This window comes from Sphingomonas turrisvirgatae (assembly GCF_001721295.1).
Classification (GTDB): domain Bacteria; phylum Pseudomonadota; class Alphaproteobacteria; order Sphingomonadales; family Sphingomonadaceae; genus Sphingomonas; species Sphingomonas turrisvirgatae.
On the sequence record NZ_MDDS01000003.1, the window covers coordinates 120563 to 132646 of the forward strand.

Sequence of the window (12084 nt, forward strand, 5' to 3'; positions counted from 1 at the left end):
CCCCGCCCGACACGAGGTAGGCGATGATTGAGAACCAGAAGATCCGTCCGGCAAAGGTGATCGGGCCGCTCGGCGAGCCGTTGACGCTCGACTCGCTTCCCCCGCCCGAAACCACGCGCTGGGTCGTTCGCCGCAAGGCGGAGGTGGTCGCAGCCGTTAATGGCGGCCTGCTCACGGTCGATGAGGTTTGCGATCGCTACGGCCTCACCGTCGAGGAATTTGCCGGCTGGCAGCGCGCGATCGACCGCTCGGGCATGCCGGGCCTGCGCGTTACGCGCATCCAGCACTATCGCTCGCTGTACGAGCGGCAACACAAATACTGAACCGACCGGTTCGCAGAGGGGTCTCCTCCTTCCCCCTCAAACCTCTCCGCCCGCGCCTCGAAACGCGGGCGGAACCATTTTCAGGCCTCGCGCGTCATACCGCCACATGCCCGCCAGGCGGGCTGAAAGGTGGAGGAAGACATGCTCGGTTTCATTCTTTGGCTCGTCATCGGCGGCGTCGTGGGCTGGCTAGCCAGCCTCATCATGCGCACCGATGCGCAACAGGGCATTCTGCTCAACATCGTGGTCGGCATCGTGGGCGCCTTCATCGGCGGACTGCTGTTCAATCGCGGCGACATCAATGACGGTATCACGCTTACCAGCTTCCTGGTGTCGCTGGTCGGTGCAGTAATCCTGCTCGCGATCGTCAACCTCGTGCGCCGCGGCTCGGTGCGTTAACTCGACGGATCAGACCAGATGGTGAGGGCCGCCCGGCGACGGGCGGCCCTTCTTCGTTTCACTTCAGCAGAAACCGTACGCGCACCGTCACGCCGACCTGCTGCTCGCCCGGCGCGACCTCTGTCCTGTCCTTTGCCGACTGCGCCCGGACCATCATCGCGGGCACCGGCCCGGGCATTGCGCCGTCACCTTCGCTCAACGCAATCAGCCGCTCGACCCGCATGCCCAGCGCCCGTGCATAAAGGTCGGCACGCGCCCGTGCGCGTTTCACGGCATCGACCCGTGCCTCATCCTGCGCTGCGTCGAGCTGGTCGATCCCTAGCGACGGGCCGTCGATCTGGTTGGCGCCCTGTGCGACCAGTGCATCCAGGATCGCGCCACTCCGGGCGATATCGCGGAACTTCACCGCCACGCTGTTCGACGCCTGATAGCCGGTGATGACCGGCGGCTGGTTCTCGGCATAGCGATATTGCGGGTTCAGCGAGATCGTCGCCGTCTGTACGTCGCGCGTTGCGATACCGGCTGCCTTCAGCGCCGCCAGCACCCGCGCCATCTGCGCGGCGTTGGCCGAAAGCGCGGCCGCGGCAATCGGCGCAGCAGTCACCACGCCAGCCCGGATCGTGGCGATGTCGGGCACGCGCGTCGCCTGGCCCTCGGCTACCACGTCGAGCAGCGTTCCATCGGTGATTGCTGCAGGCACCGGCTCCTGCGCCGAAACCGTCAGCGGAAGCGCCGCGATCATCGCGGCGGCGGCAAGCACTCGAACCATTTAACCCGGCCTTTCGTCAGTTGGTCAGGCCGCGCTAACGCATGGCAGGACAACGCCGGCTGAACGAAAATCGACCCGGGACCGACGCCTCAGGTCCGGCGGCGGATGATCAGGCGATACAGCGCCAGCAGCACGACCGCTCCAGCCGTGGCGGCGAGATAGTGGTGCCAAGTCTGCGTCAGGCTGATCTGCAACAGCGGAGTGAGATAAAAGGCGAGCAGCGCCCCGGCTATGCCGATCAGGATGGTCACGATGATCCCGCCCGGATCCCTGCCGGGCATGATGAGCTTGCCGAGCGCTCCGGCCACCAGCCCGATCAGGATCCAGCTCAAAATGCCCTCTGGCATGCAATCCTCCCTGTTTGGCCTTTTTGCAGGCACCGACAGACTGCCCCATCGACGCGCCGGTGCAAACCCCGATTCGGCGCACATCGACATGAGGCGGCGGCTTGCGGAACAGGACGAAAACGGGCAAGGCGACGCGCCGTACGCGGCGGCACTTGAGGCCGGTGACTTATTCATATAACACAGCATGACTGGATGGCTCGTGCGGCCCGCGACAGGGTCGATTCGAGGGGGGATCGTGCATGAATTACGAGGCTGGGATGTTGGGCAGGGACGAACCGCTGGCGTTGACTGACGAGACGCAGGCGCGCTCGCGCCGCAAATGGCTGATCATCGGCGCGGTGCTGGTGGTCGTGGCCATTGCGATCGCCTGGTTCGCCATTGCCTCCGGCAAGCGCGACGGACAGACGAACGCTGCGGCAAGCAAGGCCGGGCCGCAGACCGGCGGGGGGCGCCAGTTGCCGACCGTGACCGTTGCCGTGCCGGGCCGCCAGTCCATCGAACTTGCCATCAGCGGCACCGGCTCACTCGCCGCGCGGCGCGAAATGCCGGTGGGCGTCGCCGGCGAAGGCGGCATGGTGACTCGCGTGCTGGTCGAGCCGGGCAGCTGGGTCGGCGCGGGTCAGGTGCTCGCCACGGTCGATCGCTCTGTCCAGGCCCAGACGGCCCAGTCCCAGGCGGCAGGCATCCGCGTTGCCCAGGCCGACCTCGATCTTGCCCAGGCCAATCTCGACCGCGCCCAGCGCCTCGTCAGCAACGGTTTTGTGTCCAAGGCGGATATTGATCGCCTGACAGCCACGCGAGACGCCGCCGCCGCTCGCGTCCGTGTCGCGCGGGCCCAGCTCGGCGAAACGACCGCGCGCAACCGCCGGCTCGACATCCGGGCGCCGGCTGCCGGTCTCGTCCTCACACGACAGGTTGAGCCGGGGCAGATCATCAGCTCGGGCACCGGCACGCTGTTCCGCATCGCCCAGGGCGGGCAGATGGAATTGCGCGCACAGTTGTCCGAAGCGGATTTGCAGCGGCTCAGTGTCGGTGCCCGAGCCGAAGTGACGCCGGTCGGCACGACGCAGACCTTTGTCGGCCAGGTCTGGCAGGTCTCACCGGTGATCGATCCCCAGACGCGTCAGGGCATTGCTCGTATTGCGCTCGCTTATGACAAGGCGTTGCGCCCCGGCGGATTCGCCTCTGCTCGCATCGTTTCGGGAGGACAAGTCGCGCCGCTGCTGCCGCAATCGGCGGTACAGAGCGACAACAAGGGCAATTTCGTCTATGTCCTCAATGCGAAGGACGAAGCGGAGCGTCGTGCGATCACCACCGGCGACGTTTCGGACGCCGGGGTCGCAATCACCAGCGGGCTCACCGGGACCGAACGGGTCGTGCTGACCGCAGGCGCCTTCCTCAATCCGGGTCAGAAGGTCATTCCGAACCTGACGACCCTCAAGCGCTGAGAAACCAGGACGATGGGCTTTCGCAATATTTCGGCATGGTCGATCCGTAATCCGGTTCCACCCATCGTCCTGTTCATCGCGCTGACGATCGCCGGGTTGGTCAGCTTCATGCGCATGGACGTGAACCAGGATCCGGATATCGACTTCCCAATCGCGATCGTGGTCATCAGCCAGCCCGGCGCCGCGCCGACCGAGCTTGAGACTCAGGTCACCCAGCGCGTCGAATCCGCCGTGCGTGCGCTGCAGGGCATCGACCAGATCGAATCCACGGTGCAGGAAGGCAGCTCGCAGACGGTCATTCAGCTTGCAATCGGTACGCCGATCGACCGGGCGGTGCAGGATGTCCGCGAAGCGGTGAACCAAATTCGCGGCGACCTGCCGGACGGCATTCTCGAACCGCAGGTATTCCGCGCCAACACGACCGACAACGATGTGGCCAGCTTCACCGCCATCGCCACCGACCTGACGATGGAGGAGCTCAGCTGGTACGTCGACAACGCGGTGTCCAAGGAACTGTTGTCGGTTCCCGGCCTCACCGCGGTCGAGCGGATCGGCGGCGTCAACCGCGAAATCCGCATCATCCTCGATCCCGCCAAGGTTCAGGCCTATGGCCTGACTGCAAGCCAAGTGAACCAGCAGCTGCGGCAGGTGAACTTGAACGCCGCCGGCGGTCGCGCCGAAATCTCCGGCACGGAACAGTCCGTTCGCGTGCTGGGCAACGCACAAAATGCCTATGCCCTGGGCCAGACGCAGATTGCGATCGGCGCGGGGCGCACAGTGCGCCTCTCCGACATCGCCGATGTCAGGGATGCTTACGCCGAATTGCGCAGTTCGGCGCAGTGGAACGGCCAGGAAGTGCTCGCCTTCGATATCAAGCGTGGTAAGGGCGCGTCCGACGTCGCAGTGTTCCATGCCGCCGAGGTCAAGCTGAAGGAAATGGCTGAGCGCAATCCGAAGGTGCGCTTCGAGGTTTTGTTCAACAACACCGAATATGCCGAATCCCAATATGAATCGGCGATCGAGGCGCTGATCGAAGGCGCGCTGCTGGCTGTCGTCGTGGTGTTCCTGTTCCTGCGCGACTGGCGCGCGACGTTCATCTCGGCACTGGCGATCCCGCTCTCGGCCATTCCGACGTTCTTCTTCATGGAGCTGCTCGGGTTCAACCTCAACCAGATGACACTGCTCGCGCTCAGCCTGGTCGCCGGCGTGCTCGTCGACGACGCGATCGTCGAGATCGAGAATATTGTCCGCCACATGCGCATGGGCAAAACCGCCTATCAGGCATCGATCGACGCGGCGGACGAGATCGGTGTTGCCGTGCTCGCCACCACCATGTCGATCGTCGCGGTGTTCCTGCCAGTCGGGCTGATGCCGGGAATCTCAGGCCAGTTCTTCAAGAATTTCGGCCTTACCGTGGTCGCTGCGGTGCTGATGAGCCTTGTCGTCGCGCGTATGCTCACCCCCATGATCGCCGCCTATTTCCTGAAGGCCAAGGGTCATGCGACGCATGGCGAGGGCTGGCTGATGGACCAGTATATGAAGGTGCTGCACTGGACGCTGCGTCATCGCTGGTCGGCGATCGTCGGCGGTCTCGCCTCGTTCGCGCTTACCATCGTCATGTTCATGGTACTGCCGAACACCTTCCAGCCGCAGCAGGATCAGGACGCGGTCACCGCCACGATCGAAATGGTGCCTGGCACGACGCTCGACCAGACCAAACTGGTCGTGACCCGCGTGCGTCTGCTGCTTGAGAAGCAGGACGGCGTCGAGAACATCTATACCCGCGCCGGCGTGGGCAATGGCCGCGTCACCGCGATGCTGGCCGAAGACCGCAAATTCACCAGCGATGAGTTCCAGCGCCGCATGACGCCTGAACTTGCCAAGATTCCGGATGCGCGCGTCACCTTTCGTGCGCAGGGCGGCTGGGGCGGCAGCGGCCGTGCGCTCTCGATCACGCTGGGCGGCGAGGATCCGGTGCTGCTTCAGCAGACCGCGCAAAAGATCGTCGATGAGATGAACGGCCTTCGCACGGTGGTCGCCCCGCGCGTCCAAGGCGATCTCAAGCGCCCTGAAATCGTAATCAAGCCGCGCATGGATCTTGCCGCCAATCTCGGCGTGACGACCCAAGCGCTGTCGCAGGCGATCCGCATCGCGACGCTTGGCGATATCGACCAAAACAGCGCGCGTTTCTCGCTGTCCGATCGCCAGATCCCGATCCGCGTCGCGCTGAACGAAGACGCGCGTGCGCGCCTCTCGACGATCCAGAACCTGCCCGTCGCGACGCAGAGCGGCGGCTCGGTGCCGTTGAGCGTCGTCGCCGATATCGGCTTCGGCGCGGGCCCCACGCGTATTGACCGCATCAACAAGCAGCGCCGCATCCTGATCGGCGCCGACTTGGCTCCAGGCGTGGTCAGCGGCGACGCGATGAAGCAGATCAAGCAGCTGCCGACGATGAAGAACCTGCCGCTCGGCGTGTCGGAAATGAACGTCGGCCAGTCCAAGATCCAGGGCGAGATGATCCAGAACTTCATCATTGCCGTGATCGCGGGCGTGTTCCTCGTCTTCGCCGTGCTGGTGCTGCTCTATCGCCGTTTCGTTTCGCCGCTGGTCAACATGGGCTCGCTCCTGCTTGCCCCGCTCGGCGGCCTGCTGGCGCTGTGGATTACGGGCAATCCGATCTCGATGCCGGTCTATATCGGCCTGCTGATGCTGCTCGGCATCGTCGCAAAGAATTCGATCCTGCTGATCGACTTCGCGATTGAGGAAATGGAGAAGGGCGTCGACAAGATCACGGCCATTGCCGATGCCGGCCACAAGCGTGCGCAGCCGATCATCATGACCACGGTCGCGATGATCGCCGGCATGGTGCCTACTGCGCTCTCGCTTTCTGGCGACAGTTCGTGGCGCGCGCCGATGGGCATCGTCGTGATCGGCGGCCTTGCGCTCTCGACGCTGCTCACGCTCCTGATCGTGCCGGCCAGTTTCAGCCTGGCGATCGGCGTTGAACGCTGGATGGGTCCGCGCCTGCGTCGCCGCCTGCTTACCTATACTCCGGGCGACGAAAACGGCCCTCAGGGCGCGGTGATCGAGCACCAGGCGGGCACCGGTCGCCTGCCCGGCCCGGATGGAACGCAACCTGCCGAGTGAACCAAATCAGCGCGCGCGAATTGTTACGGGCATGACCCGGTCTCCTCGCGCACGCATGTTCACGACGCGCGAACCCGTGCCGCCCGGTCTGCGCCGGATGCGCTTCATCGCGACCGGCCTGCTGGTTGCCATGGCGCTCATCTATTTCGCAGCCCGCCACTATGAGCCAGCCTATTTGCCCGCTGGCTTCGTGCGGGCCTTTGCCGAGGCGGCGATGGTCGGCGGCCTGGCCGATTGGTTCGCCGTTACCGCGCTGTTTCGCCACCCGCTGGGGCTGCCCATCCCCCACACCGCCATCATCCCGCGCAACAAGGACCGGATCGCCACCGCGTTGGCGAGCTTCCTGCGCGACAATTTCCTCGTCCCGCGCGTCGTTGCGCGCCGGATGCAGGGGGTCGATGTCGCCGGCGCCGCCGGACGATGGCTGGCCCAGCCGCCGGAAAGTTCGGGCCGCCTGCGCCGCGGCGCATCGCGCATGGCCGCGTCCTTGCTCGAATCGCTCGATCAGGAGCAGCTTGGCGGCATGATCAAGGGCGCGGTTTCCACCCGCCTCCGTCAGACCGACATCGCGCCGCTGCTGGGCCAGGCGCTCGGCGCGGCAATGGCGGAGGGGCGCCACCTGCCGCTCATGGACTCGATGCTGCGCTGGCTGGCCAAGGTGATCGACACCAATGAGGCGCTGATCCGCAAGATGGTGCACGACCGCGCCGGCACGATCATGCGCTGGACGGGACTTGACGAGACACTTGCCGACAAGATCATCGACGGCCTCTACAAGCTGGTCGCCGACGTCGCCGAAGACCCTGCTCATCCGCTCCGCGCAAAGGTCGAGGAAGGGATCGAAAAGCTCGCCTTTGACCTCCAGTTCGATATTCCTACGCGGATGAAGGTCGAAGCGTTCAAGGCCGACCTGCTCGACAACCCGGCGCTTGCCCGCTGGATCGAGGGGATGTGGGAACAGGCCCGCGCCGCACTGCTCCGCGTTGCACGCGACCCCGACGCGGCGCTGACCGGCAAATTCGGCGACGCGCTGCGCCAGCTCGGCACGACGCTGCAAAGCGACCCGCGCCTTGCGCACATGATCAACCGCTTCGTGCGCCGCGCGGCCGTCGGCACGGCGGCAGACTATGGCGACGGCATCGTCCGCCTCGTCAGCGATACGGTGCGCAGCTGGGACGCGCATACCCTGACCGGCCGGCTCGAAAACACGGTCGGCCAGGACCTGCAATATATTCGCATCAACGGCACGCTGGTCGGCGGCCTGGTCGGCCTTGCCATCCACACGCTGCACACACTGCTCTGAAGCCCCGCTGCAGATCGGACCAGGCAGTCACCCCGCCCAGTCCAGCACCGTCCAGCCCCGCAGCTTCGCCAGCTTGCGCAACGGGCCATGCGCGTTGACCGCATAGGCATCATCCGCCCATTCAAGCGCCGGGGCGTCCGACACATGATCGCTATAGAAACGGATCTGCACGTCCGCCCGCGCCAGCCCATCGCCCGCCAGCCATGCCTCGATCATCCGCAGCTTGCCGGCGCCATAGCAATTCTCGCCCTCCAATCCTGGCAGGATATTCCCCGCTGCGTCGCGTCGCGCCAGCGTCGCGATCACGTGCCCGATCCCCAGCTTCGCCGCGATCGCCCTTGCATAGTAGCCATGGCTTGCCGTCGCCAGCACCGGCTCCCACCCTGCTGCGCGATCGGCCTCCACCCGCGCTCGCGCATCGGCGAACAGGCCGCTCGCTGCGACCCGCTCGGCAAAGGCAGTCGCCAGCGCCTCTAGCTCGTCGGGCGGGATCGACCGACCGATCATGAGCCGGTGAGTGACCTCCTTCAGCCGTGCACGCGAGATCCCCTTCGCCAGATAGGCGGCGCTCGCTACCCCGGCGAGCGGCCAAAGCGCCAGCCGCCACCTCGCCCGTGCCATCGCCGCATGGATCAGGAACGGCGTCCATGTCGCCCTGCGCGTGATGGTCTTGTCCATGTCGTAAATTGCAAGTCGGCGCATCGGAACCTTGGCATCATGTCGGGGATTGAGACGTAGCTGAAACAACTGCAAAAGCGAGAGCTTGCCGTTCCACCTCGAATGAACCATGCATTGCCGCGATGAGCGCGCCAGCCGATTTCCAGCACGATGTGGCGAACGGGGGGACCTTGCGCTTTACCGGCGACCTGTCGCTTCGCTCGATCGGCGATCTGCCCGAACGGCTCGCCGCCGCGCCGGGTCCTGTTGCCACGCTCGACGTTAGCGGCGCCCAGCGCATCGACACTGTCGGTGCCTGGGTCGTCCACCGCTACGCTCGTGATCACGGCGCCACCGTCACGGGGCTGGGCGAAAATACGCGTCACCTGTTCGATCAGGTCGCCCAAGCCGATCATCCGATCGAAGCAAAGCGTCCCGAACCCGGCACCTTCGCTCGCCTGCTTGGCGAAGTCGGCGAAGCCGTCATCCAGGCGTTCCGCACACTTTACGGCCTGCTCGGCTTCATGGGCGGCACCGTGGTTGCCTTTGGCCGCATCCTCGGCAACCCGCGCGCCTTTCGCTTCAATGCGACGGTCCATCGGTTCGAAGTGGTCGGTGTCCAGTCGCTAGGCATCATCGGCCTTATGAGCTTCCTGATCGGCATCGTCATCGCACAGCAGGGCGCGGTGCAGCTGCGCCAGTTCGGGGCCGAAGTATTCACCATCAATCTGGTCGGCCGCATCACGCTGCGCGAACTGGGTGTGTTGATGACCGCGATCATGGTCGCGGGCCGTTCGGGCTCGGCATTCGCGGCGCAGATCGGCACGATGAAGCTGACCGAGGAAATCGACGCCATGCGCACCATCGGCGTCAGCCCGATGGAGGCGCTGGTACTGCCGCGGGTGCTCGCCGCGGTCCTGATGATGCCGCTGCTTGCCTTCTATGCCTCGCTCGTCGCGATCATCGGCGGTGGGCTGCTCTGCTGGATCTCGCTCGACATCCCGCCGATCACCTTCATCCAGCGCATTCGCGAAGTGGTGCCGATGACCGACCTCTATGTCAGCCTGGTCAAGGCGCCGGTCTTTGGCGCGATCATCGCGATTGCCGGCTGTTTCCAGGGCATGCAGGTCGAGGCGGACGCCGAACAGGTCGGCACGCGCACCACCACTGCGGTCGTTCAGGCGATCTTCCTCGTCATCGTTCTCGACGCCTTCTTTGCGGTGTTCTTCACCGAAGTCGGGTGGAACTGATGGCGACTGCTCCGCGATCCGCGCGCCCCGGCTCCCCTCGCCTCTCGCCGATCCTGGACGGCGATGCGGTCATCCGTGTGCGCGCGCTGCGCAACAGCTTCGGCGAACAGGTCATCCACGATGGCCTCGACCTCGACGTCAGGCGTGGCGAGATCATTGGCGTCGTCGGCGGGTCGGGAACCGGCAAGTCGGTGCTGATGCGCTCGATCATCGGCCTTCAGGTTCCCGACGAAGGCAGTATCGAGGTGTTCGGCGAACCCGTCCTGGAATGCGACCCGGTCGAGGCAATCGACATCCGACGCCGCTGGGGCGTGCTGTTCCAGGGCGGCGCGCTATTCTCGACCCTGACGGTGGCCGAGAATGTTCAGGTCCCCCTGCGCGAATTCTACCCTCATCTCGGTCAGCCGCTGCTCGACGAGATTGCCGCGTACAAGGTTGTGATGACTGGCCTGTCGCCCGATGCCGGGCCGAAATACCCGGCCGAGTTATCGGGCGGCATGAAAAAGCGCGCGGGCCTCGCGCGCAGTCTCGCGCTCGATCCCGAATTGCTGTTCCTTGACGAGCCGACCGCCGGTCTCGATCCGATCGGCGCGGCCGCATTCGATGAACTCACTCTGTCGCTTCAGCGCACACTCGGCCTCACCGTCTTCCTCATCACCCACGATCTCGACTCGCTCTACGCCATTTGCGACCGGGTGGCGGTGCTGGCCGACAAGCGGGTGATCGCGGTCGGCACGATCGACGAATTGCTCGAGCTGGATCACCCGTGGATCCAGGAATATTTCAACGGCCCGCGCGGACGCGCCGCCGTCACCAGCGCCGCGACGGCAGCTGAAAAGGCTCAGGGGGTATAGATGGAAACCCGGTCAAATCATGTGCTGGTTGGTGCGGTGGTGCTGATCCTGCTTGCGGTACTGGCGCTGTTCACCGTCTGGCTGGCGCGCATCAACACCACGTCCGAGAAGGAGTATGACATCTTCTTCAAGCAATCGGTTGAGGGTGTGAACAAGGGCTCGGCCGTGTCCTTTTCCGGCGTGCCGGCGGGGCAGGTCAAGGAAATCGCACTGTTCAAACCGGACCCCAGCCTGGTGCGCGTCCGCATCAGCGTGAACAGCGATATTCCAGTGCTTCAGGGTACAACCGCAACCATCCAAGGCGTCGGATTTACCGGCGTCAGCCAGATTCAGCTCGATGGCGCGGTCAAGGGTGCGCCGGCGATCGAATGCCCGGACCAGAATCCGCGCAGCGTTTGCCCAATGGGCGTACCGGTGATCCCCACGCGGCAAGGCGGACTTGGCGCGCTGCTCTCGTCCGCGCCGCGCCTGCTCGAACGCATCTCGACCCTGACCGAGCGGCTGACCGAGTTGCTGGGCGACCGCAATCAGGCGTCGATCGCCGGCATTCTGCAAAACACCAATCGCCTGACGGACGAGCTTGCGAAGGGAGCGCCCGACATGCGGCTTGCCATCGCCGAACTACGCAACACGGTGAAACAGGCCGGCTTCGCTGCTGAGCAGATCGGCAACGCGGCGGAAACGACGGATCGCGTGCTCGACAAGGAAGTCGGACCCACGATGCAGAACCTGCGCGGCGCGATCAGTTCGGCCGACCGCACGCTACAACAGCTCGAACGGACATTGGGCAAGGCGGACAAGGGCTTCGACGAGGTTTCGACCAAGACCGTCCCCGAAGTGAACCAGCTGATCCAGGATCTGCGCGAAACCGCGATCGCGCTGCAGTCCGTCGCCGAAAAGATCGACAAGGGTGGCGCCGGATCGTTGATCGGCGGGCAGAAGCTGCCTGACTATGAACCCAGGAAGAAATGAGCATGGCCATGAAGACGCTCGCCCGCATCGCGCTTCCCCTCGCCCTGTCAGCGTCGCTTGCCGGCTGTATCCGCTTCGGCGCCGAACCGCCCGATGCGCTGCTGACACTCACGCCAACCGCGGCCGTCGCGGTCGGCGCGACGGCGAGTTCGGCCGATGCCCGCTCGATCACGATCACCGTGCCAGTCGTGCCCCAGGAACTTGCCGTCGCCCGCGTGCCGGTGCGCTCGAGCGAGACGGCGATCGCCTATCTCAAGGACGCGCAATGGGTCGAAGCGCCCAACCGTCTTTTCGCGCGCCTCCTGTCCGACACGATCACCACCCGCACCGGCCGGGTGGTGCTGAGCTTGCGCCAGGCGCTGTCCGATCCCGGCGCGCGCCTAGGCGGGGAGTTGCGTCATTTCGGCGTCGATGCGACCACCAATGAAGCCGTGGTCACGTTCGACGCCACGCTTACTCGCGATGGTGCCGCTCGCAATTTCGAAAAGCGCCGGTTCGAAGCGCGCGTGCCCATGACCGCGATCGACGCGCCCTCGGCCGGCATCGCGCTCAACGCCGCCGCCAACCAGGTCGCCGGTGAAGTCGCCGACTGGGTCGGCCGTTAAGGTCAGGACC

General features: G+C 65.2%; 12 protein-coding genes. 9 read left to right on the plus strand and 3 right to left on the minus strand.

Going from position 1 to position 12084, the window contains the following annotated elements; all coding sequences use genetic code 11:
* The first annotated feature begins 23 nt into the window (after positions 1 to 23).
* Positions 24 to 323, plus strand: coding sequence for a CtrA inhibitor SciP (sciP, locus tag BFL28_RS00615; protein WP_069318699.1), 300 nt, complete (start codon positions 24 to 26; stop codon positions 321 to 323).
* Positions 324 to 464: 141 nt separating this feature from the next.
* On the plus strand, positions 465 to 722 hold the full coding sequence (locus tag BFL28_RS00620; protein WP_069318700.1) for a GlsB/YeaQ/YmgE family stress response membrane protein: 258 nt from the start codon (positions 465 to 467) through the stop codon (positions 720 to 722).
* Positions 723 to 780: 58 nt separating this feature from the next.
* On the opposite strand, the gene BFL28_RS00625 is transcribed toward BFL28_RS00620, so the two are convergent.
* Together BFL28_RS00625 and BFL28_RS00630 are read right to left on the minus strand one after the other, a co-directional pair.
* Entirely contained in the window at positions 781 to 1491 is a 711-nt protein-coding gene (locus BFL28_RS00625) for an SIMPL domain-containing protein (RefSeq protein ID WP_069318701.1), read from the minus strand.
* 89 nt (positions 1492 to 1580) lie between these two features.
* On the minus strand, positions 1581 to 1838 hold the full coding sequence (locus BFL28_RS00630) for a GlsB/YeaQ/YmgE family stress response membrane protein (RefSeq protein ID WP_069318702.1): 258 nt from the start codon (positions 1836 to 1838) through the stop codon (positions 1581 to 1583).
* Positions 1839 to 2077: 239 nt separating this feature from the next.
* On the opposite strand from BFL28_RS00630, the gene BFL28_RS00640 reads away from it, so the two are divergent.
* Genes BFL28_RS00640 through BFL28_RS00650 form a run of 3 tightly spaced genes read left to right on the plus strand, consistent with a single transcriptional unit; the run spans position 2078 to position 7736 of the window.
* Positions 2078 to 3286, plus strand: coding sequence for an efflux RND transporter periplasmic adaptor subunit (locus tag BFL28_RS00640; RefSeq protein ID WP_069318704.1), 1209 nt, complete (start codon positions 2078 to 2080; stop codon positions 3284 to 3286).
* A gap of 12 nt (positions 3287 to 3298) precedes the next feature.
* Positions 3299 to 6433 (plus strand): efflux RND transporter permease subunit, encoded by a 3135-nt coding sequence (locus tag BFL28_RS00645; protein ID WP_069318705.1) that lies wholly within the window; start codon positions 3299 to 3301, stop codon positions 6431 to 6433.
* Between the two features lie 55 nt (positions 6434 to 6488).
* Positions 6489 to 7736, plus strand: a complete 1248-nt coding sequence (locus BFL28_RS00650; RefSeq protein WP_241527160.1) for a DUF445 domain-containing protein — start codon at positions 6489 to 6491, stop codon at positions 7734 to 7736.
* Positions 7737 to 7763: 27 nt separating this feature from the next.
* On the opposite strand, the gene BFL28_RS00655 is transcribed toward BFL28_RS00650, so the two are convergent.
* Entirely contained in the window at positions 7764 to 8438 is a 675-nt protein-coding gene (locus tag BFL28_RS00655) for an HAD family hydrolase (RefSeq protein WP_069318740.1), read from the minus strand.
* A 98-nt stretch (positions 8439 to 8536) separates the two neighbouring features.
* On the opposite strand from BFL28_RS00655, the gene BFL28_RS00660 reads away from it, so the two are divergent.
* The 4 genes from BFL28_RS00660 to BFL28_RS00675 are packed head-to-tail and all read left to right on the plus strand — an operon-like array spanning position 8537 to position 12074.
* Complete coding sequence (locus BFL28_RS00660) at positions 8537 to 9643, plus strand: ABC transporter permease (RefSeq protein WP_069318706.1); 1107 nt, start codon at positions 8537 to 8539, stop codon at positions 9641 to 9643.
* On the plus strand, positions 9643 to 10497 hold the full coding sequence (locus tag BFL28_RS00665; RefSeq protein ID WP_069318707.1) for an ABC transporter ATP-binding protein: 855 nt from the start codon (positions 9643 to 9645) through the stop codon (positions 10495 to 10497). Before BFL28_RS00660 ends, BFL28_RS00665 begins: the two co-directional genes overlap by 1 nt.
* The gene (locus BFL28_RS00670) at positions 10498 to 11469 is read left to right on the plus strand and encodes an MlaD family protein (protein WP_069318708.1); all 972 of its coding nucleotides are present in this window, start codon (positions 10498 to 10500) and stop codon (positions 11467 to 11469) included.
* Positions 11470 to 11471: 2 nt separating this feature from the next.
* Positions 11472 to 12074 (plus strand): ABC-type transport auxiliary lipoprotein family protein, encoded by a 603-nt coding sequence (locus tag BFL28_RS00675; protein WP_069318709.1) that lies wholly within the window; start codon positions 11472 to 11474, stop codon positions 12072 to 12074.
* Positions 12075 to 12084: the final 10 nt, after the last annotated feature.

Coding starts and splice junctions, on each gene's coding strand:
- BFL28_RS00665 (WP_069318707.1), top strand. CDS start 9,643: ATGGCGACTGCTCCGCGATCCGCGCGCCCCGGCTCCCCTCGCCTCTCG.
- BFL28_RS00625 (WP_069318701.1), bottom strand. CDS start 1,491: ATGGTTCGAGTGCTTGCCGCCGCCGCGATGATCGCGGCGCTTCCGCTG.
- BFL28_RS00645 (WP_069318705.1), top strand. CDS start 3,299: ATGGGCTTTCGCAATATTTCGGCATGGTCGATCCGTAATCCGGTTCCA.
- sciP (WP_069318699.1), top strand. CDS start 24: ATGATTGAGAACCAGAAGATCCGTCCGGCAAAGGTGATCGGGCCGCTC.
- BFL28_RS00650 (WP_241527160.1), top strand. CDS start 6,489: ATGTTCACGACGCGCGAACCCGTGCCGCCCGGTCTGCGCCGGATGCGC.
- BFL28_RS00620 (WP_069318700.1), top strand. CDS start 465: ATGCTCGGTTTCATTCTTTGGCTCGTCATCGGCGGCGTCGTGGGCTGG.
- BFL28_RS00655 (WP_069318740.1), bottom strand. CDS start 8,438: ATGCGCCGACTTGCAATTTACGACATGGACAAGACCATCACGCGCAGG.
- BFL28_RS00630 (WP_069318702.1), bottom strand. CDS start 1,838: ATGCCAGAGGGCATTTTGAGCTGGATCCTGATCGGGCTGGTGGCCGGA.
- BFL28_RS00660 (WP_069318706.1), top strand. CDS start 8,537: ATGAGCGCGCCAGCCGATTTCCAGCACGATGTGGCGAACGGGGGGACC.
- BFL28_RS00670 (WP_069318708.1), top strand. CDS start 10,498: ATGGAAACCCGGTCAAATCATGTGCTGGTTGGTGCGGTGGTGCTGATC.
- BFL28_RS00675 (WP_069318709.1), top strand. CDS start 11,472: ATGGCCATGAAGACGCTCGCCCGCATCGCGCTTCCCCTCGCCCTGTCA.
- BFL28_RS00640 (WP_069318704.1), top strand. CDS start 2,078: ATGAATTACGAGGCTGGGATGTTGGGCAGGGACGAACCGCTGGCGTTG.